19 protein-coding genes and 1 tRNA gene are annotated in these 21,715 nt (G+C 70.5%); 14 read left to right on the top strand and 6 right to left on the bottom strand.

Going from position 1 to position 21,715, the window contains the following annotated elements; all coding sequences use genetic code 11:
• Positions 1–255 precede the first annotated feature (255 nt).
• Positions 256–1,728, top strand: coding sequence for a hemolysin family protein (locus tag HHX31_RS16940; protein WP_169949222.1), 1,473 nt, complete (start codon positions 256–258; stop codon positions 1,726–1,728).
• Entirely contained in the window at positions 1,725–2,729 is a 1,005-nt protein-coding gene (locus HHX31_RS16935; RefSeq protein ID WP_169949221.1) for a hemolysin family protein, read from the top strand. Before HHX31_RS16940 ends, HHX31_RS16935 begins: the two co-directional genes overlap by 4 nt.
• Positions 2,730–3,048: 319 nt before the next feature.
• On the opposite strand, the gene HHX31_RS35700 is transcribed toward HHX31_RS16935, so the two are convergent.
• A complete protein-coding gene (locus HHX31_RS35700; RefSeq protein ID WP_169949220.1) occupies positions 3,049–3,726 on the bottom strand; it encodes a TetR family transcriptional regulator in 678 nt (225 codons plus the stop codon).
• Between the two features lie 80 nt (positions 3,727–3,806).
• Between HHX31_RS35700 and HHX31_RS16925 the strand changes: the two genes are divergently transcribed.
• Together HHX31_RS16925 and HHX31_RS16920 are read left to right on the top strand one after the other, a co-directional pair.
• Positions 3,807–4,673 carry an SDR family NAD(P)-dependent oxidoreductase gene (locus HHX31_RS16925; RefSeq protein WP_169949219.1) on the top strand — a complete coding sequence of 289 codons (867 nt, stop codon included), beginning with the start codon at positions 3,807–3,809 and terminating at the stop codon, positions 4,671–4,673.
• A gap of 40 nt (positions 4,674–4,713) precedes the next feature.
• On the top strand, positions 4,714–5,460 hold the full coding sequence (locus HHX31_RS16920) for an SDR family NAD(P)-dependent oxidoreductase (RefSeq protein ID WP_169949218.1): 747 nt from the start codon (positions 4,714–4,716) through the stop codon (positions 5,458–5,460).
• A 633-nt stretch (positions 5,461–6,093) separates the two neighbouring features.
• On the opposite strand, the gene HHX31_RS16915 is transcribed toward HHX31_RS16920, so the two are convergent.
• Positions 6,094–6,179: transfer RNA gene (locus HHX31_RS16915), tRNA-Leu, on the bottom strand.
• A gap of 158 nt (positions 6,180–6,337) precedes the next feature.
• On the opposite strand from HHX31_RS16915, the gene HHX31_RS16910 reads away from it, so the two are divergent.
• The 7 genes from HHX31_RS16910 to pknB all read left to right on the top strand — a co-directional run bounded on the left by HHX31_RS16910 (position 6,338) and on the right by pknB (position 15,116).
• Positions 6,338–7,078 carry a DUF3662 and FHA domain-containing protein gene (locus tag HHX31_RS16910; RefSeq protein ID WP_169949217.1) on the top strand — a complete coding sequence of 247 codons (741 nt, stop codon included), beginning with the start codon at positions 6,338–6,340 and terminating at the stop codon, positions 7,076–7,078.
• A gap of 17 nt (positions 7,079–7,095) precedes the next feature.
• Positions 7,096–7,560, top strand: coding sequence for an FHA domain-containing protein (locus tag HHX31_RS16905; RefSeq protein WP_169949216.1), 465 nt, complete (start codon positions 7,096–7,098; stop codon positions 7,558–7,560).
• Complete coding sequence (locus HHX31_RS16900) at positions 7,557–8,831, top strand: Stp1/IreP family PP2C-type Ser/Thr phosphatase (protein WP_169949215.1); 1,275 nt, start codon at positions 7,557–7,559, stop codon at positions 8,829–8,831. The genes HHX31_RS16905 and HHX31_RS16900 overlap by 4 nt, the downstream gene beginning before the upstream one ends.
• 26 nt (positions 8,832–8,857) lie before the next feature.
• Positions 8,858–10,204: an FtsW/RodA/SpoVE family cell cycle protein gene (locus HHX31_RS16895; protein WP_169949294.1), complete on the top strand. Its 1,347-nt coding sequence runs from the start codon at positions 8,858–8,860 to the stop codon at positions 10,202–10,204.
• Positions 10,201–11,655: a penicillin-binding protein 2 gene (locus HHX31_RS16890; RefSeq protein ID WP_169949214.1), complete on the top strand. Its 1,455-nt coding sequence runs from the start codon at positions 10,201–10,203 to the stop codon at positions 11,653–11,655. The genes HHX31_RS16895 and HHX31_RS16890 overlap by 4 nt, the downstream gene beginning before the upstream one ends.
• A gap of 7 nt (positions 11,656–11,662) precedes the next feature.
• The gene (locus tag HHX31_RS16885; RefSeq protein ID WP_169949213.1) at positions 11,663–13,150 is read left to right on the top strand and encodes a serine/threonine-protein kinase; all 1,488 of its coding nucleotides are present in this window, start codon (positions 11,663–11,665) and stop codon (positions 13,148–13,150) included.
• A 67-nt stretch (positions 13,151–13,217) separates the two neighbouring features.
• Complete coding sequence (gene pknB / locus HHX31_RS16880) at positions 13,218–15,116, top strand: Stk1 family PASTA domain-containing Ser/Thr kinase (RefSeq protein ID WP_169949212.1); 1,899 nt, start codon at positions 13,218–13,220, stop codon at positions 15,114–15,116.
• A 164-nt stretch (positions 15,117–15,280) separates the two neighbouring features.
• Here pknB and HHX31_RS16875 read toward each other — a convergent pair whose 3' ends face one another.
• Positions 15,281–15,859, bottom strand: coding sequence for an aminodeoxychorismate/anthranilate synthase component II (locus tag HHX31_RS16875; protein WP_169949211.1), 579 nt, complete (start codon positions 15,857–15,859; stop codon positions 15,281–15,283).
• Positions 15,860–16,053: 194 nt separating this feature from the next.
• On the opposite strand from HHX31_RS16875, the gene HHX31_RS16870 reads away from it, so the two are divergent.
• Together HHX31_RS16870 and HHX31_RS16860 are read left to right on the top strand one after the other, a co-directional pair.
• Positions 16,054–16,299, top strand: coding sequence for a cell division protein CrgA (locus tag HHX31_RS16870; protein WP_169949210.1), 246 nt, complete (start codon positions 16,054–16,056; stop codon positions 16,297–16,299).
• A 171-nt stretch (positions 16,300–16,470) separates the two neighbouring features.
• Entirely contained in the window at positions 16,471–16,638 is a 168-nt protein-coding gene (locus tag HHX31_RS16860; RefSeq protein WP_169948886.1) for a hypothetical protein, read from the top strand.
• Here the strand turns inward: HHX31_RS16860 and HHX31_RS16855 are convergent.
• Positions 16,631–17,497 (bottom strand): rhomboid family intramembrane serine protease, encoded by an 867-nt coding sequence (locus HHX31_RS16855; RefSeq protein WP_169949209.1) that lies wholly within the window; start codon positions 17,495–17,497, stop codon positions 16,631–16,633. The genes HHX31_RS16860 and HHX31_RS16855 overlap by 8 nt on opposite strands.
• A 123-nt stretch (positions 17,498–17,620) precedes the next feature.
• On the bottom strand, positions 17,621–18,154 hold the full coding sequence (locus tag HHX31_RS16850) for a peptidylprolyl isomerase (RefSeq protein ID WP_311931838.1): 534 nt from the start codon (positions 18,152–18,154) through the stop codon (positions 17,621–17,623).
• 239 nt (positions 18,155–18,393) lie between these two features.
• Here HHX31_RS16850 and HHX31_RS16845 point away from each other — a divergent pair, with 239 nt between their 5' ends.
• Positions 18,394–18,795, top strand: a complete 402-nt coding sequence (locus tag HHX31_RS16845) for a hypothetical protein (protein WP_169949207.1) — start codon at positions 18,394–18,396, stop codon at positions 18,793–18,795.
• Positions 18,796–19,131: 336 nt separating this feature from the next.
• Here HHX31_RS16845 and HHX31_RS16840 read toward each other — a convergent pair whose 3' ends face one another.
• Positions 19,132–21,393: an ATP-binding domain-containing protein gene (locus HHX31_RS16840; protein WP_169949206.1), complete on the bottom strand. Its 2,262-nt coding sequence runs from the start codon at positions 21,391–21,393 to the stop codon at positions 19,132–19,134.
• Positions 21,394–21,715: the final 322 nt, after the last annotated feature.

The raw sequence follows: 21,715 nt of genomic DNA, 5'->3' as shown, positions 1-21,715 counted from the left end.
CTGAACCCCCAGCCTTAAGCGTCTTTGCGCCTGCTTTGACCGCAGCGGCCGAAGTCTTTGCCGGTGCGCCCCCTTCTTCACGGTACCCAGACGCCTTCTAAGCAGCTAGTAAAGGCGGTTGGGAAACACAGGAGAGATTCCAGCCGTTACGGTGGTATACCACCACGCAGAAAGGATCGTCGTGTCCGTTTCGGACCCCTGGAGTACCCGCCCGTGCCAAGGCACGGGATCTCATGATCGCATGGCGGGCGCACTATGAGCGTCGCCCTCGGCCTTCTGGCCGTTCTTGTTCTGACCCTGGCCACCGGATTCTTCGTGGCCCAGGAGTTCGCCTACGTCGCCGCCGACCGGGGCACCCTGCGTGAGCAGGCCGCCGCCGGGGACAGCGCGGCACGCCGGGCCCTCGACATCACCGCGCGCCTGTCGTTCATGCTCTCCGGCGCGCAACTCGGAATCACCGTCACCACCCTGCTGGTGGGCTTCATCGCCGAGCCCGCGATCGCCGACGTGCTGCGCGATCCCCTCGTGGCCGCCGGGCTGCCCGCCTCCGCCGTCCCCGGTGTCGCCGTGGCCCTCGGCGTGGCGATCGCCACGGTCGTGCAGATGATCCTCGGCGAGCTCGCCCCCAAGAACCTCGGCATCGCGCGGCCCGAGGAGGTCGCGAAGTTCCTCTCCCGCCCGACTGCCGTCTACCTCGCGGTCGCCGGGCCCGTCATCCGCATGTTCGACGCCTCGGCGATCAAGCTCGTGCGCCTGTTCGGCATCGAGCCCGTCGAGGAGCTCGAACACGGCGCCACCCCCGAGGAGCTGTCGCGCATCGTGACGGAGTCGGCCGCCGCGGGCGAGCTGCCGCCCCGGCTGGCCGACACGCTGGAGCGTGCGCTGGAGTTCGGCGACCGCACCGCAGAGGACGTCATGGTGCCCCGCCCCCGCGTGGTCTCGCTGCGCGCCGAGTGGCCGGTCGCCGAGTTCCTCGACGCCCTCCGCGCGCACGGCCACTCCCGCTACCCGGTGCTCGGCACCGACGCGGACGACGTCGTAGGCGTGGCCGGGCTGCCCGAGTATCTGAGGGCAGGCACGCCGTCCGACGGGCTCGTCGGCGGCATCACCCGCGCGCCGCTGCTCGTTCCCGCGACGCTGCCGCTGCCCGAGCTGCTGCGGCGGATGACCGCCGCGGGCGAGACGTTCGCCTGCGTCATCGACGAGTACGGCGGGCTGGCCGGCGTGGTGACGCTGGAGGACCTGGCCGAGGAGCTGGTCGGCGAGCTGGTGGACGAGAACGACCCAGAGCCGCTCGGCGTGAAGCCGCAGGGCGACGACGTGTGGGACGTGCCCGGCACCCTCCGCCTCGACGAGGTCGAGCGCGCGACCCGCGTACGGCTGCCCGAGAGCGAGGACTACGAGACCGTGGCCGGGCTCGTCCTCGCGCTCCTCGGCCGGATGGCCGAGCCGGGCGACCGGGTCGTCACCCGCCTCATGCCCGAGCCCCATCTCTTCGACGACGAGGGCGAGAGCGCCGAGCGGGCCGTGCTCACGGTCCTGACCGTGCGCCGCCGCGTGCCCGAATGGGTGCGGGTGTCGACGGAGAGGGCCGCCGTGGAGTCGGCGCGGGCGCCGGAGGAGGAACGGCCCGAGCGGGAGAAAGCCCGCACGGCCGCCCGTGACCATGGCGGCGCCGACTACGCGACCGAGCTGTTCTCCGCGCTGTTCCAGGGCAGGCCGGCATGAGTGCTCTCACCGGTGTCCTGCTCGGCATCGTGCTGCTGGTCCTCAACGGGTTCTTCGTGGCGGCCGAGTTCGCCTTCGTCTCGGCCCGCAGGCACCGGCTGGAGGAGATCGCCTCCGGTGGCGGGCGGCTGGCCAAGATCGCGGCCCGCTCCGCGGTCAGGGGCGGGCGCGAGCTGTCGCTCATGCTCGCCGGGGCGCAGCTCGGCATCACCCTGGCCTCCCTGGGCCTCGGCATGGTCGCCGAGCCCTCCATCGAGCACCTGATGGAGCCCGTGCTCACGCTGCTGCCCGAGTCGCTGCGCACGCCCGTGGCGTTCGTCGTGGCGCTCGCCCTGGTGACGTTCCTGCACATGGTCGTGGGCGAGATGGCCCCCAAGTCGCTCGCGCTCACGCATCCCGAGCGGGCGGCCATGGGCCTGGCGCTGCCGTTCCGCGGCTTCGCCTGGATCGTCCGCCCGGTCCTGGCCGTGCTCAACGGGATGACCAACGCCGCGCTGCGGCTGGCCGGCGTACGGCCACGCGACGAGCTGGCCACCACGCGCACGCCCCGTCAGCTCGCCATGCTGGTCGCCGAGTCCGGCCGGATGGGCATGCTCGACCGCGACGAGCACGACCTGCTCACCCGCGCGCTACGGGTGCACTCCCAGCCGGTCGAACGGCTGATGGTGCCCGTGGGCGAGGCGACCTCGGTGCCCGCGAACGCCGACGCGCCGCTCGTGCGCCGTACGGCGGCGCGCGACGGCAGCCTGCGCATGCTGGTCGTCACCCCCGACGACGTGGCCGGGGTGCTCCACGTGCGCGACGCGGTGCTCCAGCCGGACCGCCTGGCCGGCGAGCTGGCGACCCCGGTCCCCCGTGTGGCGAAGAGCACCACGATCTCCGACGCCGTCTCCCTGATGCAGGAGGCGCGCGCCCAGCTCGGGCTCGTCACCGACGGCGACGGCACACCGGTCGGTGTGATCGATCTCACGACGCTGGTCGGCGAGCTGCTCGCCGCCTGACGGAGGGTGGTGTCTTCTCTACCGTGTCGGTAGAGAAGGCGGTGCCGGATGGTCGGCGCAGCCACGGGATCAAGCGCCTCGCGGTCCGCGAGTCGATCCGTGGCTCGTTCGCACAGGCCGTCGAGACGATTGGTGGCCGGTGCGGGCCCTGGGGCCCGCACCGGCACGGCGCTCGGCACAGTGGTTCAGGTGCAGAAGGTGACGGCCGACGTGAACCCGCTCCGTGTTCGGCGACCGGCCCTTGCTCCGCAACCCGGCCAGAAACGGGCACGCCTCCGCATGCAACTCGTACGTGCACGCGTCAGCCACCGCCCACTGATCACGAGGTGGCGAGGTATCCGGTGATCAGGGCGGTGAGGATGTCGGTGAGGCGGGGCTCGACGTCCACCAGGGCGTGAGTGAGGTCGGGGTCGGACGCGTAGAGGTGCCGAAGGGCGGGAGTGTGAGGGGCGGCGATCTGGTGGAGTGCGCCGGCCATGGTTGTGGCGGCGGTGATGACGTTGCGGGCCTGTGCTTCCTCCAGGCCGAGGCAGGTGGCGAGGGCCCGTGAGGCCGCCGCGGACTGGGCGAGTGCGCTGAGTTTGAAGGTGCGGACGGTCTCCAGGGAGACGTTGCGTTCGAGGTTGAGGGGGGCGTGCGCGAGGAGGTCGCAGAACAGAGGCCGACTGACGAGGGAGCGAGTCAGGGCCTGGGCCGCGGCGGGGACGCGTTCCCGGGGGGCGCCCGCCGTCCGCCGGCCGACATCGTCGAGCTGCGCCCGCAGGGCGGCGACCCACTCGGTCCAACCTCGTGCGGTGAGGCGGAGGTAGATCTCTTCACGGGTTTCGAAGTAGCGGAGCATCGCGGACTTGTGCATGCCGACGGCGTCGGCGATGTCCGTGAGGGTGACCTCGCGGACGCCGCGCTCTCCCGCGAGTTGCGTCGCGGCGTCGAGGATCGCCTCTTCCCGCTCACGTTTGGCTTCGGGGCTGCGTGCTCGCTGGAACCGGCTGGTCACAGCTCCAGCCTAACGCACTCGCGTTGCCTTAATAGCGCAACAGGGTTGCCTTAATAGCGCAACCGTGTTTCACTAAAACCATGACAGTCCAGACATGGTTCATCACCGGTTCTTCGCGCGGCTTCGGCCGCGCCCTCACCATCGCGGCGCTCGAAGCAGGCGACCAGGTCGTCGCCACGGCCCGGAAGCCCGAGCAACTCGACGACCTCGCCACCGCATACGGCGACCGGCTTCTTCCCGTGGCCCTCGACGTGACGGACGCCGCCGCCGCGTCCGCCGCCCTCGACGCCGGCCGCGAGCGCTTCGGACGTATCGACGTGGTCGTCAACAACGCCGGCTACGCCAACATCGCCCCGGTCGAGACCGCCCCGGAGGAGGACTTCCGGCGCCAGTTCGAGACGAACTTCTTCGGCGTGTACAACGTCTCCAAGGCGGCGCTGCCGCTCCTACGGGCCCAAGGCGGCGGCATCGTCATCCAGTTCTCCTCGGTGGGCGGCCGAGTCGGCGGCACCCCGGGCCTGGGGTCCTACCAGGCCGCGAAGTTCGCCGTCGACGGCCTGACCCGCACGCTGGCCACGGAGAGTGCCCCCTTCAACATCCGCTACCTGGTGGTCGAGCCCGCGGGCTTCGCCACCGACTGGGCCGGCGCGTCAATGGAGGTCCACTCCATCCCCGAGTACTACCGGGGCACCGTCGGCGCCTTCGCCGAGCGGCTCCGCGGCAACGACGCCGCGGGCGACCCAGAGAGGGCGGCCACGATCCTGGTGCGCGTCGCCAAGCGCGAGCACCTGCCCAGCCACCTGCTCCTCGGCGCCGTCGGCGCACGCATGGCACTGGACTACTCCCGCACGCAAATCGCGGAGGCCCACGCCTGGCAGGCCGTCTCCGCCTCGGCGGACTTCGGCGCCCCCTACCCTGTCGACCTCCCCGCGGACACGGAGAAGTAGGCACGGCGCTGCGGAAAGAAACACCAGAAGGACAAAAGACATGATCCCCTTCCACGACAAGGTCGCCCTCGTAACCGGTGCCGGCACCGGTATGGGCGCGGCCACTGCCATCCTGCTGGCCGAGCGCGGTGCCAGGGTGACCCTGGTGGGCCGCCGTGAGGAGCCGCTGCGCGAAGTCGCGGCCCAGATCACCAAGGCGGGGGGCGAAGCCCTCGTCCTACCCGCCGACGTCTCCGATACCAGGGCTGTGCAGCGCGTGGTCACCACCATGGTGGAGCGTTTCGGCTCCCTGCACTACGCCGTCAACAACGCCGGCGTCAGCAGCGAGAACCATGATCTGCCCGACCTGCCCGAAGAGACGTGGGAGCGGACGCTCGCCATCAACCTGTCGTCGATCTACTACGGCATGAAGGCCCAACTGCCCGTCATCCACGCCTCCGGGGGCGGGGCCATCGTGAACGTCTCCAGCGTGTTCGCCGATCGTGGCCTGCCGCTTCGGGCAGCCTACTCGGCGTCCAAACACGGCATCCGCGGCATCACCCGCTCGGCCGCCCAGGACTGGGCCGCCCGCGGAGTACGTATCAACGAGTTGCAGCCCGGGGTCATCGCCACCCCGATGCTCGACTCCGCGAACGAGGGGGAAGCGGAGGGCATCGCGGCCGCCATCGCAGCCCGGCGCGTGGGTGAGCCCAGGGAGATCGCCACCGCGGTCGCCTTCCTCCTGTCCGATGACGCCTCATACATCACTGGCGCCCACCTCGCCGTCGATGGAGGCTTCCTCACCTGATTCACCTGCGCACCAACAGCCGACGATCTCCCGACCGCTGCGGTGTGTCATCCGCCCAGAGCCCTCCATGCCGTTCCCGCCCGGCACGACGGGCTCTGGCCCTCCAGCCCCGCCCGCACACGATGTGAGCCTGCACCGTCGCACGGCCCATACGGCGACGGGTGTGGATCCATCCGCACGTACCAGCGCCCGCCCTTCCGCTCGTCGCCGATCTGGGCCCCCCGGCGGGAGCTGAGCGGCCGCCTCGATCAGGCGAGCGCGGGACCTGAGGGACCTCGTGCGATGCGGGATGTCTCATCAGGCGAGACACCTGTGCCCACCAAGTGGGACAGCGCATGAAAGGGCCGTCACCTGCAACCATGCGGAAAGTGGTTTGAAAGGCGGCCTGCGGAGAATGTGCAGTGCGAACGGAGGGGCCCCGATTCTTCGGGGCCCCTGCCGTGACACGCACACGAGGCCCGAGCCGTACGGGCCGGGAGGGAAGGCCGGACGTGGAAGCTTCGCTCGCTCCCAGGCGAGGCGCGCCGTCCGGCCGGGGAGCCCTCGTGGCCGCCCTCCTGGGCCGTGAAAGCTGTGAAAAGAGAAAGCCCTGTGGGAAGGAGACCTCGTCTCCGACCCCACAGGGCTACCATCTGGTGGGCAAGGGGGGAGTTGAACCCCCACGTCCTTTCGGACACACGGACCTGAACCGTGCGCGTCTGCCATTCCGCCACTTGCCCCTGCGGTTGGCCCCCATCTCTGGGTGCCTGGAAAGGTTAGCACGTATCCGCCGGTGCTTACGAACCCGGATACGATCCTTCTAAACGACGATGCGAAGGAGCTCAGCGCAGCACCGGAGCGGTCGCGACCGTAGTGGCAATGGGAAGGGAGGGATCTGGTGGGAGTCCTTCAGCGCTTCGAGCGCAGGCTCGAAGGGATGGTTGAAGGGGCCTTCGCGCGGGCGTTCAAGTCCGAACTCCAGCCGGTCGAGGTTGCCAGCGCCGTGCAGAGGGAGATGGACGAGCGCGCCGCGATAGTCGCTCAGGGTCGCACGCTCGTGCCGAACGACTTCGTGGTGGAGCTGTCGACGACCGACAGCGAGCGGTTGGAGGTGTACGCCGACAGCATCAGCCATGAGCTCGCCACGCTCGCGAGGGAGTACGCCAAGGAGCAGGGCTACTCGTTCGTCGGGCCGGTGCGGGTGCGGTTCGAGACGGCCGACGATCTCGCGGTCGGGCTTTTCCGCATCCGTTCGGGAGTGATCCGCGGCGCGACGGTGGAGCAGGACGAGATCCGCCAGCCTCCGACCGACGTGCCCGCCGGCCGCCCCAGCGCGTTCAACGGCCGTCCCCGGCTGCTCGTCTCGACCCAGGACGACCCCCAGGGTCAGCGGTCGTACGAGCTGACCACGCCGGTGACGCTGCTGGGCCGCGGAACCGATTGTGATCTTCGGCTGGTGGATCCCGGCGTATCACGGCATCATGCCGAGCTAAGAGTGGAAGGGCCGCAGGTCGTGCTCGTTGACCTGGGGTCGACCAACGGCACATTCGTCAACGGCCAGCCCGTCCGCAGGGTAGAGATGCAGGACGGGACCCGGGTGACGCTGGGCCGAACGACACTGGTGTTCAGGCGCGACTAGAGGTAGACACACGGTCCATGTCCGAGCTAACGCTGCTGCTGATCCGGCTCGCCTTCCTGGCGGTGCTGTGGTTCTTCGTGATCGCCGCGGTCGGCGTCATCCGGACGGACCTGTTCGGTCCGCGTACGGCACCCGCGCCCGCACGCAAGCCGGTCAAGCAGCCCCGACCGGTTTCCAAGCCCAAAAAGGGCGAACCCCGCCAGCTGATCGTCACCGGTGGTCCCCTGCAAGGGACCATCATCAACCTCACGGAGACGCCAATCACCATCGGCCGGGCGAACGACGCCACGCTGGTTCTCAGCGACGACTACGCTTCGAGCCGGCACGCCCGGCTCTTTCCTCAGGACGGCCAGTGGATCGTGGAGGATCTCGGCTCCACGAACGGCACGTTCCTCGAACGCTCGAAAGTGACCCGCCCGACCCCGGTGCCTCTCGGAGTTCCGATCCGCATCGGCAAGACCGTCATCGAATTGCGCAAATGACCATCGCACTCCGCTACGCCGCTCGCTCCGACGTCGGGCTCCTCCGTGAAGGCAACGAGGACTCGGCGTACGCCAGCGGCCGCCTGCTTGCCGTCGCCGACGGCATGGGCGGGCATGCTCACGGCGAGGTGGCCAGCTCGGTCGCCATCGCCGCACTGTCGTCCCTCGACAGGGACGCCTTCGGCGGTGACCTGCTCAGCGCCATCGAGGCGGCCGTACGGGACGCCAACCACCAGTTGCACGCGATGGTGGCCCGCGACCCGAGCCTCAAGGGCATGGGCACCACACTCACCGCGATGCTCTGGAGCGGTTCACGCTTCGCGCTGGTCCACGTGGGCGACTCCCGCGCGTACCTGCTCAGGAACGGCGAGCTGTACCAGATCACCCATGACCACACGCTGGTGCAGTCCCTCGTGGACGACGGGCGGATCACGCAGGAGGAGGCCGCCAACCACCCCCAGCGCTCGATCCTGCTCCGCGCGCTGGACGGGAGCGGCGAGGTCGACCCCGACCTGCAGGACCGGGAGGCCCAGGTGGGCGACCGTTACCTGCTGTGCTCGGACGGCCTGTCCACGGTGGTCAGCGCCGAGACCCTGCACCACACCCTGAGCACGATCGACGACCCAGAGGACGTCGTCCGGCAGCTCATCGACCTGGCGAACCGGGGCGGCGGGCCGGACAACATCACCTGTGTGGTCGCCGACGTGATCGAGGTGGACGACGTCCAGCCGCCGCTGGGCGCGGCGGCGGTCGTGGGCGCGGCCGGCACGGGCCGGGTGCGCTCCGCGCCGCCGGACACCCCCGCGGGCCGGGCCACCACCGTGACCGCGCCGCAACCGGTGATCACGGACGACGACCTGGACGACGAACCCGCGCGCGAGGCCCAGGCCTCCGCGCGGCGTTCGCGCAAACGCCGGTCGGGCCCGAAAGTGGCCGCCGGGGTGCTGGTCGTCGCCGCCGCACTCGGGGCCGGCGGCTATTTCGGCTACGAGTGGACCCAGAGCCAGTTCTACGTGGGCGCCAAGGGGGACGAACTCGTCGTCTTCCAGGGCGTCGACGCGGAGGTCGGGCCGGTGTCCTTCAAGAAGGTCGCCTACACCGACGAGTTGCGCGTCTCGTCGCTGCCGGCCGTGCAGCAGGACCAGGTCCGCACCGGCATCCCGGTCGACGACCTGCAGGCCGGCATCACCAGGATCAAGAGTTTCGGCGCCTCGGCGACCCCCACACCGGACGCCGAGGCGACACCGACCCCCACGAGGTCCACTAAGTGACTGCTGTCGAAGCCACGCCCGTACCGATGACCGCGAAGAGGCGGGGAGCCCAGCTGGGCATGCTCGCCTTCGCCGTGCTGATCGTGATGGGCGCGTACGCCAGCGTAGGGCTCGGGATCAACGGCAAGGTCCCGTCCGGCATGCTCGGCTACGGCCTCGGCCTCGGCGGCCTGATGCTCGCGGCCTATCTGGTTTTGGCCAGGTGGGCGCCATGGGCCGACCCTCTGCTGCTTCCCCTCGTGACGCTGGTCAACGGCATCGGCCTGGTGATGATCTACCGGATCGAGCTGGCCGGTGAGCGACTCGCGTCCGCGGCCAGCCAGCTCATGTGGACGGCGCTCGGCGTGGTGATGTTCTCCGCGACCCTGATCGCGTTGAGGGACCACCGCGTCTTGCAGCGCCTCACCTACACCGCCGGCTTCGCCGGGCTGGGCCTGCTCGTGCTGCCGATGCTGCCCTTCATCGGCAGAGAGATCAACGGCGCGCGCATCTGGGTCGGCGTCGGCCCCTTCAGCATCCAGCCCGCCGAGTTCGCCAAGCTGGCCCTGGTCGTCTTCTTCGCGGGCTACCTGGTCGCCAAACGCGACGTGCTGGCCCTCGCGGGCCGCCGCCTGCTGTTCATCGACCTGCCCAGGGCACGCGACCTCGGTCCCATCGTCATCACCTGGGTGATCAGCCTCGGCGTCCTCGTCCTGCAGAAGGACCTCGGCAGCTCGCTGCTGCTGTTCGGCGCGTTCATCGTGATGCTGTACATCGCCACCCAGCGCACCTCCTGGGTGCTCATCGGCATCCTGCTGTTCATCGGCGGCGCCTTCGTCGCCGGGCAGATCTTCAGCCACGTCGAGGCCCGCTTCGACGTCTGGCTGCACGCGGAGGACCAGAGGCTCTACACCGCCGTGGGCGGCAGCGAACAGCTCATGCAGGGCCAGTTCGCGATGGGCTCCGGCGGCATCCTCGGCACCGGGCTCGGGCAGGGCTACCCGTACCGGATCCCGCTGTCGTTCTCCGACTTCATCTTCCCCGCCGTGGGCGAGGAGCTGGGCCTGACCGGCCTGATGGCCATCCTCATGGTCTACGCGCTGATCGTCGAGCGGGGACTGCGCACCGCGCTGGCGGCCCGCGACCCGTTCACCAAGCTGCTCGCGGGCGGCCTGTCGTTCATCCTGGCCTGGCAGGTGTTCATCATCGTGGGCGGCGTGACCCGGCTGATCCCGCTGACCGGTCTCGTGACGCCGTTCATGTCCGCGGGAGGCTCGGCGCTGCTGGCCAACTGGATGCTCATCGCCCTGCTCGTACGGATGTCCGACGCGGCCCGCCGGCCGCCGCCGCAGGCGATCCAGGACGAGGGGATGACCCAGGTGATGCAGCGATGAACAGCCCGCTGAAGCGGGTCGCCGTGGCCTGCCTGCTCATGTTCGGCCTGCTCATGGCCAACGTGACGTACCTCGGCGCGGTGCGCGCCGAAGGGCTGCGCGAGGACTCCCGCAACGTGCGCATGCTGTACGCCCGCTACAACATCGACCGCGGCTGGATCACGGCCGACAACGGCAAGACCACCCTCGCCAAGACGGTGGACACCGGGGACAAGCAGTTCAGGTTCGAGCGCGAGTATCCGCTCGGCAAGCCGTTCACGCACGTGGTCGGCTGGTTCGCGCCGGAGAGCGCCGCGGGCATCGAGGCCGCGATGAGCCGCTACCTCGACGGCACCCACCCCGACCTGGTCGTCCGCCGGGCCATCGACATGGTCAGCGGCAAGCCCGCCAAGGGCGCGAGCGTCGACCTCACGCTGAACACCAAGGCCCAGGAGATCGCGTACAAGGACCTGGCCGAAACCGGCAAGCGCGGCGCGGTCGTCGCGCTCGAACCGAAGACCGGCAAGATCCTGGCGATGGTCTCGGTGCCGTCGTACGACCCGAACCCGCTGGCCAAGGCGAATAAGGCGACGGTCAACAAGGCGTACAACAAGCTCGACAAGGACGGCGACAAGCCGCTCCTCAACCGGGCCATCAACCTGACGTTCGCCCCGGGGTCCACGTTCAAGACCGTGACCGCCGCGGCCTATCTCAGCGACGACGGGTCGCGTGACGAGAACACCCAGGTCGACGCGCCCGACTCGCTGCCGCTGCCGGGCACGAACATCTCGCTGCCCAACTACCACGGCGAGTCGTGCGGCGGCCGGGCGACGCTGCTCGAGGCCCTGACGATCTCCTGCAACACGCCGTTCGCCATCATGGGCATGGACGTCGGCTACGACAAGCTGAAGGAGCAGGCCGAGAAGTTCGGCGTCGGCCAGCCGCTGAAGATCCCCCTGGAGGTCTCGCCCAGCGACATCGGCCCGGACGAGAGCAAGGCCGCCCTCGCCAAGACCGCGATCGGCCAGCAGAGCAACCAGATGACCCCGCTGCAGATGGCGATGGTCGCCGCCGGGATCGCCAACCAGGGCACGGTCATGAAGCCGTACCTGGTCAACAAGATCATGGCGGACGGCTCGGAGATCGACGGGACCGACCCCGACGAGCTGGACGCGGCCGTCAGCCCCGAGGTGGCGAGCGAGCTGACCAAGATGATGGTCAACGTGGTCGAGCGCGGCACCGGCGGCGCGGCCAGGCTTCCCGGGATCACGGTGGCCGGCAAGACGGGCACGGCGGAGACGCTGCCGGGCAAGCCGTCGCACGCGTGGTTCATCTCCTTCGCCCCCGTCGACGACCCGAAGGTCGCCGTGGCGGTCTTCGTGGAGTCGGGCAGCGCGGGCAACGACGCCACCGGCGGCGCGGTCGCCGCGCCGATCGCGCACGACGTCATGCAGGCGGTGCTCGGGCGGTGACCGACACATGACCGACACCGTGCTAGGCGGGCGGTACCGGCTGACCTCTCCCATCGCCGCGGGCGGCATGGGCGAGGTCTGGCGGGCCGACGACGAGCTGCTCGGCAGGGAAGTGGCGATCAAGCTGCTCGGCCGCCACGTCGCGGGCGACGCCACCTTCCGCGACCGGTTCCGCTCGGAGGCCAGGATCACCGCCGGCCTCACCGACCCCGGCATCGCCCAGGTCTTCGACTACGGCGAGAGCGACGGCCACGCCTACCTCGTGATGGAACTGGTGCGGGGAGAGCCGCTGTCGGCCATCCTCGCCCGCAACGGCGCGCTCGGGCCGGACGTCACGCTCGACATCGTCCAGCAGACCGCCAGGGGCCTGTACGCCGCCCACCGGGCCGGGGTGATCCACCGCGACATCAAGCCGGGCAACCTGCTCGTCACCGCGACCGGCCAGGTGAAGATCACCGACTTCGGCATCGCCCGCGCGCTGGAGGCCGCGCCGCTGACCGCGACCGGCCTGATCCTCGGCACCGCCCAGTACGTGAGCCCGGAACAGGCGTCCGGCAGCACCCTGACCCCGGCGAGCGACATCTACTCGCTCGGAGTGGTGGCCTACGAGTGCCTCGCCGGCCGTCCGCCGTTCACGGCGGAGGCTCCGGTGGCGCTCGCCCTGCGGCACCTCAACGACACGCCCCCGCCGCTGCCGGGGAACGTCCCCGCGCCGGTGGCGGCTCTCGTCATGTCCATGCTGGCCAAGGACCCCGCCGTGCGGCCGGAGACCGGCCCCGACCTCCTCGAAAGGGTGCGGGTGCTGTGGGAGGCGCTCACGGGCACGGGCGCCGCGACGGCGGTGCTCGGCTCGCTGACCGACCCCCAGGGCTTCCCCGCGACCGGTGGCGCCGGCCGCGCCACCGCCGCACCCGGGCCGGTCCCGCCGCCGGTCCCGCCGCCGGTTCTGTCTCCCGGGCACGCCACCTCGCGTCCCGGCGCCACCGCGCCGCTGGACCCCGTCCCCGCCGCCCCGCCCACGCACGCGGTCGCCCGTACACGGGTGCAGGACGGTCCCGAGGGCCCCACCGGCGGGCGGCGCCGCCCGCCGGCCCTGCTCCTCGCGACGGCCGGCTGCGTCGCCGCGGTCTGCATCGGGGTCCTCGCCTTCACGGCCGCCAGGAACGGCGAAGCGCCGCTGGACCCGCGTGAGACCGCCGTCCCCGTCACCCCGTCATCCTCGCCGTCGCCATCGCCGTCGCCGGCACGTACGCCCAGGTCAGAGATTCCGCGGACACGTCAGCCTTCCCCGGTCACGACGTCGGCCGAGCCGAACGCCGTTCCGTCGGCTACCGTAAGCACGTCGGCACCACCCACAACCCAGTCGCCCGAACCGGCTTCGTCCCCGAACTCGACCCCTACTCCGACGTCCACCTCGGCCCCGGATACCGATGAGACTCCACTCCCCACGGAACCCCCACCCGACGACACGAACCCTCCGGATGAGGGGGAGTGATGAGCAGAGGGGTTGATGATGGAGACCGGCGGCACCCCAAGATGAACGGCAAGGGACAGTGCAGGAAATGACTCAGCCACGACTTCTCGGCGGACGCTACGAGCTGGATGGCGTCGTGGGGCGTGGCGGCATGGCCGAGGTGTATCGCGCCCGGGACATCCGCCTGGACCGTGTCGTCGCCATCAAGACGCTCCGCTCCGACCTCGCCAGGGACCACACCTTCCAGGCGCGTTTCCGGCGTGAGGCGCAGTCCGCCGCCTCGCTCAACCACCCGTCGATCATCGCCGTGTACGACACCGGCGAGGACATGATGGACGGCACCCCCGTGCCGTACATCGTGATGGAGTTCGTCGACGGGCGGACGCTGCGCGACCTGCTGCGCGCCGACCGGCGACTGCTGCCTGAGCGGGCCGTGGAACTGGTGGACGGCATCCTGCGGGCGCTGGACTACAGCCACCGGGGCGGCATCGTCCACCGGGACATCAAGCCGGCCAACATCATGTTGACGGTCAACGGCGAGGTCAAGGTCATGGACTTCGGCATCGCCAGGGCGATGGCCGACTCCGCCGCCACGATGACCCAGACGGCCCAGGTGATCGGCACCGCGCAATACCTGTCGCCCGAGCAGGCCCGCGGCGAGCGCGTGGACGCGCGCAGCGACATCTACTCGACCGGCTGCGTGCTGTACGAACTGCTCACCGGCCAGCCGCCCTTCACCGGCGACTCCCCCGTGGCGATCGCCTACCAGCACGTGCGGGAGGACCCCATCCCGCCGTCGCGGATCGACCCCGAGATCCCGCAGTGGGCCGACGCGATCGTGCTCAAGGCGATGGCCAAGGACCCGGTCCACCGCTACCAGAGCGCCGCCGAGATGCGCGGAGACCTCCAGCGGGCGCTGTCCGGCATGCCGGTCGACCCGCAGACGATGGCGATGGCCACCCAGCAGTACAACGGGTACGGCGCGCCGGACCGCACGCGGACGATGACCTCGGCCGGCGGCGCCCCCATGACCCAGAACACCCGCGCCATCCCCGACTACGAGTACGCCCAGGAGGAGCGCGGCGGCAGGTACGACGGGCGGCGGCGCAGCGGCGGCGGCAACAACGCGCTGAAGACGGCCCTGTGGATCCTCATCCCGCTGCTGGTGATCGGCGCGATGATCGGCGTCGGCGCCGCGTTCCTCGGGTCCGACGGCTCCTCGTCGTCCGACACCGTTCAGGTGCCGACGGTGACGAACCAGACCAAGGCCGCGGCCGAGCAGGCGCTGAAGGCAGCCGGATTCAAGGTCGCCTTCGGGCCGGAGGAGTTCAACGGCGACGTGCCCAAGGGCGCCGTCGTGAGCACCGATCCCGCCGGCGGCGAGGACGCCGAACCTGGGGCCACGGTCACGGTCATCGTCTCCAAGGGCCAGGAGAAGGTCGTCATCCCCGACAGCGTGGTCGGCAAGGCGCCGGAGGAGGCGAGGGCCGAACTGGAGGCGATGGGACTCAAGGTCAGCATCGTGCCGAAGGCCTCCACCAAGCCGCAGGGCCAGGTGTTCGACACCAAGCCCAAGCCGGGTGAGAAGGTCGAGAAGGGCGCCCTGGTCACGTTGTACGTGCCCAAGGAGATGACCGAGCTGCCGAGCGTGCTCGGGCTCACGGTCGACGACGCCAAGCAGACGCTGGAAGGCGCCGGGTTCAAGGTCAAGACCACGCCGCAGCCGAGCGACACGGTGCCGGAGGGCAACGTGATCGACCAGGCGCCGCAGCCCGGAGCCAAGCTCAACCCCGGCACCACGATCACGCTGACGGTGTCCAGCGGCCCGTCCCAGGAGCAGACGCCGACCCAGCCGCCGACCCAGGACTATCCGACGGACGACCCGACCGACGGCACGGGTGACGGCGGAGACACGGGCGACGGCGGGGGCGACAGCGTCCAGGTCGGCCCCCCTGGCGACGAGGGGGACAACCCGTTCGGCAACTGACGACGTGAGTGGACGGCGGTCACCGCGAGGCGGTGGCCGCCGTCGGCGTTTCCGCCCGCCTGCGGCGACGCGCCTGCCGTACGAGGGCATAAGGAAGGGCCTCCGCCACTCGGGGGCAATGGCGGAAGCCCTCACTCAGGTATTCGTAACGAGAGCGGAAAGCGTTACACGATTTGCGCGAGCCAGTTTCCGAGCAGCCGGTGGCCGTGCTCCGACACGACGGACTCGGGGTGGAACTGCACGCCCTCGACGGGAGCCGCGCGGTGGCGCAGGCCCATGATGACGCCGTCGGGGGTCGTGGCCGTCACCTCCAGCGGTTCCGGCACGGTGCCAGGGACCACGGCCAGCGAGTGGTAGCGCGTCATCGTGACCGGTGAGGGCAGCTCACGGAACACGCCCCGCCCATCGTGGGAGATCAGGCTGGTGCGGCCGTGCATGAGTTCGGGCGCGCGGTCCACCGCCGCCCCGTACGCCACGGCGATCGCCTGGTGGCCGAGACAGACGCCGAGCAGCGGCAGGCCGCGGTCGGCGCAGTGCCGTACGAGAGGCACGGACACCCCGGCGGCCTCCGGCGTGCCAGGCCCGGGGGAGACGAGCACGGCGTCGAAGCCGTCGGCGTCGTCCACGACGACATGGTCACGCGGCCGTACGTCGCAGTCGGCGCCCAGACCGCGCAGATACTGCACGATCGTGTGCACGAAGCTGTCGTGATTGTCGACCACGAGCACCCGGATCGGGCTCATAGGTGTCTCCCGCGTCACCGGCGTGGCTGGGCGTTCGTAGGGAAAATCGGACTTTCAGCGTACGGCAATCCCTCGTGGGGGATCGCCCGGCGCGTCCGCGCCGACTATCCTTGCTCGGGACCTCACCGCCACAGCGATTACGCTATTGACACCAGCCCGCACGACCGCGCGGGTACCCATCAGGAGACGCTCCCGTGCCCAAGTCGAAGACTCGTAAGAAGGCCGTCTACACGCCGCCGCAGAAGGCGCAGACGGTGAAGGTCAGCCCGCGCTGGCTCGCCCCTGTCATGGTTGCCACCTGGATCATCGGCATCGCCTGGATCGCGGTCTACTACATCGCGCCGAACGTGCCCGGTATCGCCAGCCTGCAGAACTGGAACCTGTTGATCGGTTTCGGGCTCATCATCATCGGTGTCGTGCTCTCGACGAAGTGGCGCTAGCCCGCTTCCGAAATCTTTCCACAGTCTTTATCCACAGCCTGTGGGCAACTCGTGACCGACGGGCGCCGGCCGTCTTCCGGACGCCTGTGACTCTGTGCTGCCCTGGCCCCGCGCTCGCCGCGGGCGTCAGACGATGCCGCCGTTGGCACGTGCGACCTGCCCGTTGACCCAGTGCCCCGCAGGGCTCGCCAGGAAGGCGACGGCCTCCGCGAGGCCGCGCTGCGCCTGCGCGCGCAGCTCGACCTCGCAGGCGCCGACGCCCTTGAGCCGGTCGAGACCGCCCTGCTCCGGCGCCGGCTCGACCGCATCACGCAGCCCGGCGAGGGGAGCGTCAGGTGAAGGCGCCCACCAGGCGCAGTCCGTACGGCGGGAGCATGGTCACGAGCAGGACCAGCGCCACCAGCACGGCGACGGCGACGCCGAACTGCACAGCGGCGCGGTTGCCGCGCGGCGCGTAGGCGAAGCCGCCCGCGACGATCGCGCCGACCACGAGGCCGCCCAGGTGCCCCTGCCAGCTGATGCCCGGCACGACGAACGTGAGCACCACGTTGATGCCGATCAGCCACAGCACGCCGCGCGCGTCGTAGCCGAGCCTGCGGGCCACCACGAACAACGCGCCGAACAGGCCGTAGATGGCGCCGGACGCGCCGACGGCCGACGTGCCGAACAGGTAGATGGCGACCGAGCCGCCCAGCGCCGACAACAGGTAGAGCACCGCGAACCGGCCCGAGCCGAGCCTGCGCTCCAGTTCGGGGCCGAGCGCGTAGAGCGCCCACATGTTGAACAGGATGTGCCAGAAGGACGGCGGCGGGGCGTGCAGGAAGGCGCTGGTGATCAACCGCCACCACTCGCCCAGGTGGACGCCGAGCGACCACATCGCGAACCGCTGGACGACCTCGTCGGGGCGCAGCACCTCCGCCGCGTACGCGAGCACGTTGAGGACCAGCAGCGTCCACGTGACGCGCGGCGTGACGACCGCTGCGCCGCCGAACGTGGTGCGGGCCTGCCGGATATCCCGGTTGCCCTCGCGGACGCACTCGGGGCACTGGTGGCCCACCGCCGCGTCCTTCATGCAGTCGGGGCAGATCGGGCGCTCACAGCGCTGGCAGCGGACGTACGTCTCGCGGTCGGGGTGCCGGTAGCAGGTGGGCACGGCCTGCGCCCCCGGCGGCGGGGGCGGCGGAGGCTGGGAGGTCATGGGGTCCTTTCCTGGGCCAGTCCCTGTCAGGGGAGCGCATCCACAAGCCAGCCTATAAGCCGGAAACGCCCCGGCCGCGTGTTCGCGCGGCAGAGGCGTCTCAGCAGGCCGGCATGGACGGCGTCAGGACCGCTCGATGGTGACCTCTTCGAGGACCACGTCGTTCACCGGCCGGTCGTTGCGGCCGGTGGGGGTCTTGGCGATCGCGTCGACCACCTCGGTGCCCTCGATCACCTCACCGAAGATCGTGTGCCCCTGGTTGAGGTGCGGCGTCGGCCCGACGGTGATGAAGAACTGGGAGCCGTTCGTGCCCTTGCCGAACCGCTTGCCCGCGTTCGCCATGGCGAGCAGGTAGGGCCGGTTGAACTGGTTCTCCGGGTGGATCTCGTCGTCGAAGCTGTAGCCGGGGCCGCCGACGCCCTGGCCGAGCGGGTCGCCGCCCTGGATCATGAAGCCGTTGATGACCCGGTGGAAGATCGTGCCGTCGTACAGCTTGACATTCGTCTGCTTCTCGCCGGTCTCCGGGTGGGTCCACTCCCGGGTGCCCTCGGCGAGTTCCACGAAGTTGCGCACGGTCTTCGGCGCCTTGTTCGGGAACAGCTGGATGCGGATCGTGCCGTGGTTCGTACGCAGGTTCGCGATGAGGTTGTCAGCCACGAGGGCCGCCCCCTTTGTCTGATCGTGTTTGTTGTCGGTGAACAGGGTATCGAGCGCTCCCGCAAGCACCGCTCGTGATTGAGCCGCGACCATGCGGGAAGGGGTCGTTCCGGGGCCCCGTCCGATTGGGGAGGTTGATCGTGTCCCTGACAATGAACAGAAGGCGCCGCGCCGAAGTGGTCATCCCGCAGACGTGGCTGAGCAGAATGAGGGACCAGGCTCGGAGAGCCGGTGGCCGCGTGAGCCCGGTGGCGGAGACCGCACGGGATCTCGCGACGCACCGGATCGAAGACGCCAGAGTCTGGGCGGCGCCGAAGCTCGACCAGGCGGCTCAGTCGGTCGAAGAACAGATCGCGCCGATCGTGAGCGCGTTCCTGACCGAGATGGCCCGCCGGATCGACGTGTCCAGCACCAGGAAGCCGCGCCGCCGCTGGCCGGTCCTCGCGTTGCTGAGCGGCGTCGCGATCGGCGCGGTCGGTGTGGCGATGTACCGGAACAACGCCCAGCGTTGGACCGAGACGATGCGGGAAAGCATGCGGCACACCGGATCCGACGCCAGCAAGTGGGTCGGAGACAAGGCCGAGGACGTCGGCGACAAGGCCGACAAGGCCGCCGACGAGATCTCGGGAAAAATGTCCTAGCTCATCCCTCAACAGCCACACAGTACGGCCGGCGTCCCCCCGCCGGCCGTACTGTGTTTCCCGCTTCGCTCGGCGGGGCGCTCACTTCCGCCGTCTTCCCTCGTCACGTGCTCGCTCGTTCCTCGCTCCGCGCGCTCCTCAGTCCAGACACCGGCGCGCCCCTCCGGCTCGCTCGGTGTTACCCGCTTCACCGTCGCGGCGCTCACTCCCGATGTCTTCCCTCGTCACGTGCTCGCTCGTTCCTCGCTCCGCGCGCTCCTCAGTCCAGACACCGGCGCGCCCCTCCGGCTCGCTCGGTGTTTCCCGCTTCGCCCCGGGGCGCTTGAGGGGGCCCTCCTAGGCCATGAGGCGGTGGAGCATGCGGGGCAGGCGGTCCTCGTAGAGGACGGTGAGCCGCCGGGTCGCCCGGGTGATGGCGACGTACAGGTCCTGGCCGCCCTTGGGCGACTGGTTCAGGATCCCCTCGGGATCCACGACCACCACCGCGTCGAACTCCAGGCCCTTCGAGCCGCGTACGGTGAGGACGGCGACCGGGCTGTCCAGGGGGTCGACGGCCTCGGGGAACAGCGCCGCGACCTCCGCGTGCCGGGCGTCCGGCGTGACGACGCCGACCCGTCCCTCTCCGACTTCCCGCAACTCCGACTCCACGAGCAGCCGCAGGTCGGTCCCGGCGACGGGCACGGCTCGGGGGCGGGCGCCGCCGAACCTGACCGACTCGGGCGGCTCCTCCCCGGGAGCCACGGCACGCAGCACGTCGGCGGCGACCTCCATGATCTCGGCCGGTGTCCGGTAGTTGACCAGCAGGCGCTCCTCCCGCCAGCGGCCCTTCACGTACGGATCGAGCATCTCGCCCCACGACCGCGCTCCCGCGGCCGAGCCGGTCTGCGCGATGTCGCCGACCACGGTGAGGGAGCGGGCCGGGACCCGCCGCATCACCGTCCGCCAGGCCATCGCCGACAGTTCCTGCGCCTCGTCCACGATCACGTGCCCGTACGCCCAGGTGCGGTCGCGACCGGCCCGGTCGGCCGTCGTCACGTACGGCCGGTCCTCGCGGTTGCGGCCCGCCAGCAGGGCCGCGTCGAGCACGGGATCGACGTCGGTGATGGTCAGGACCTCCCGCGCGTACAGTTCCTCCTCGCGGCGCTCGTCCTCCGCACGGCGCCGCCTGGCCCCGGCCCCGTAGTCGTACTCGCCGAGCAGTTCCGCGGCCTCGTCCAGCAGGGGCACGTCGCCGACCGTCCACGGCGCCTCCCGGGGCCGCAGCAAGACCCCGAGCTCCTCCTCCGACAGGTACGGCCCGGCCGCCGCGCGCAGCCGCTCCTCGTCCGACAGGAGTTCGCGGACGAGCCGCTCCGGGGTGATCTCCGGCCACAGGGCGTCGAGCGCGTCGCGCACCGTCCGGTGCTCCCACAAGGTCTTGGCGGCGTACTCCAGGTCGCCGTCCTCCAGCGGCCGGTCGAGTTGTGCCGCCTCGTCGAGCGCGAGCGCCCGCAGCACCGGGTCCACGAACGCCCAGCGGGCGATGTTGTGCTGCCGCCGCAGGCCGCGGGCGCGGTCGCGGGCCCGCAGGCAGGTGGCGTGGTCCACCCGCAGCGTCATCTCCTCGACCACGACCTCCACGCCGCCGCGCACCGACGTGCGGACGGGGATCCTCACCCCCAGGTCGCCCTCGGGCACTCGCTCGCGGTCGCGGACCGCCTCCTCGACCACCCGGGCCATGCGCAGGTCGCCCTTGACGACGGCGACGGCCGGCTCGTCCTCGGCCGTGGCCCGCACCCCCGGGTGGAGCCCGCCCATGCTCGTCAGCACCACCTGCGTCTCGCCCAGCGCGGGCAGCACCTGGCTGATGTAGCGGGAGAACGTCGCGTTGGGTCCGACGACGAGCACGCCACGCCGCTCCAGCGTGTCGCGGTGGGTGTAGAGCAGGTACGCCGCCCGGTGCAGGGCGGCGACGGTCTTGCCCGTGCCCGGTCCGCCCTGCACGACGAGCGCCCCCGCCAGGCCGGAGCGGATCACCCTGTCCTGCTCGCGCTGGATGGTGGCGACGACCTCGCCCATGCGTCCGGTGCGCCCGCGGCGCAGCGCCGCGAGCAGCGCGGCCTCGCCGACGAGCGTACGGCGGTCTCCGTCGGCCATCCGGTCGAGGTCGAAGACCTCGTCGTCGATGCCCACGACCTCACGGTGCCGCGTGTGCAGGTGACGGCGGCGTACGAGTGAGCCGGGATCGCTGGGGGTGGCCACGTAGAAGGGGCGGGCGGCGGGGGCGCGCCAGTCGACGAGCACGGACGTGTGGTCGTCGTCGCGCAGCCCGACGCGGCCGATGTAGAGGCTCTCGCCGTCGGCGTCGTCGATTCGGCCGAAGCAGAGGCCGCGTTCGACGGCCGACAGCCGCGCGAGGCGGCGGGCGTGCTCGGCCGCCGTCACCTCCCGCTCCACGACGGCCTGCCGGGTACCCGTGCCGCCGCGGCGGAGGACCTCCCGCATGCCGCGCTCGGCCCGCTCACGGGCGATGTCGAGGCGGTCGTACACCATGGAGACGTAGGACTGTTCGACCCGCAGCGCTTCGGCCCGGGCGGAGTCCGATTGACGGTCACCCATTCTCGTGTTAAACTCCTATTGAGAGGGCGTCTGATTTTCAGGTGCTTGGCAACCTCTCACTATAGGGCATCTCCGAGGCGCGAGCCTCGATCTCCACCCCGTTCCGGGGTGGATTTTTTGTTTCTGGGACCTATGTGACGGTTGTGAGTGATGTCGCGTTCGTTCTGGGTAGCCGACATCCGGCGCGGCCGGCGGGAGAGATCGTCACATTCCATCTGGATTCACCTCGCACCATGGTCAACCGCCACGGGCCGCGGGACGTCTTTCGAGACAAGGAGGCCCGGATGGACGTCCTCGAGAGCCTCGTGGACGGCGAGCTCCG

It is taken from the genome of Microbispora sp. H11081, assembly GCF_012999535.1.
Classification (GTDB): Bacteria; Actinomycetota; Actinomycetes; order Streptosporangiales; family Streptosporangiaceae; genus Microbispora.
This window is presented reverse-complemented; position numbering and strand designations above follow the sequence as displayed.

What these genes read in the sequence shown, in the direction of transcription:
- HHX31_RS16935 (WP_169949221.1), top strand. Translation starts at nt 1,725, where the DNA reads ATGAGTGCTCTCACCGGTGTCCTGCTCGGCATCGTGCTGCTGGTCCTC.
- HHX31_RS16875 (WP_169949211.1), bottom strand. Translation starts at nt 15,859, where the DNA reads ATGAGCCCGATCCGGGTGCTCGTGGTCGACAATCACGACAGCTTCGTG.
- HHX31_RS16895 (WP_169949294.1), top strand. Translation starts at nt 8,858, where the DNA reads ATGACCGCGAAGAGGCGGGGAGCCCAGCTGGGCATGCTCGCCTTCGCC.
- HHX31_RS16920 (WP_169949218.1), top strand. Translation starts at nt 4,714, where the DNA reads ATGATCCCCTTCCACGACAAGGTCGCCCTCGTAACCGGTGCCGGCACC.
- HHX31_RS16890 (WP_169949214.1), top strand. Translation starts at nt 10,201, where the DNA reads ATGAACAGCCCGCTGAAGCGGGTCGCCGTGGCCTGCCTGCTCATGTTC.
- pknB (WP_169949212.1), top strand. Translation starts at nt 13,218, where the DNA reads ATGACTCAGCCACGACTTCTCGGCGGACGCTACGAGCTGGATGGCGTC.
- HHX31_RS16925 (WP_169949219.1), top strand. Translation starts at nt 3,807, where the DNA reads ATGACAGTCCAGACATGGTTCATCACCGGTTCTTCGCGCGGCTTCGGC.
- HHX31_RS16840 (WP_169949206.1), bottom strand. Translation starts at nt 21,393, where the DNA reads ATGGGTGACCGTCAATCGGACTCCGCCCGGGCCGAAGCGCTGCGGGTC.
- HHX31_RS16940 (WP_169949222.1), top strand. Translation starts at nt 256, where the DNA reads ATGAGCGTCGCCCTCGGCCTTCTGGCCGTTCTTGTTCTGACCCTGGCC.
- HHX31_RS16905 (WP_169949216.1), top strand. Translation starts at nt 7,096, where the DNA reads ATGTCCGAGCTAACGCTGCTGCTGATCCGGCTCGCCTTCCTGGCGGTG.
- HHX31_RS16900 (WP_169949215.1), top strand. Translation starts at nt 7,557, where the DNA reads ATGACCATCGCACTCCGCTACGCCGCTCGCTCCGACGTCGGGCTCCTC.
- HHX31_RS16885 (WP_169949213.1), top strand. Translation starts at nt 11,663, where the DNA reads ATGACCGACACCGTGCTAGGCGGGCGGTACCGGCTGACCTCTCCCATC.
- HHX31_RS16855 (WP_169949209.1), bottom strand. Translation starts at nt 17,497, where the DNA reads ATGACCTCCCAGCCTCCGCCGCCCCCGCCGCCGGGGGCGCAGGCCGTG.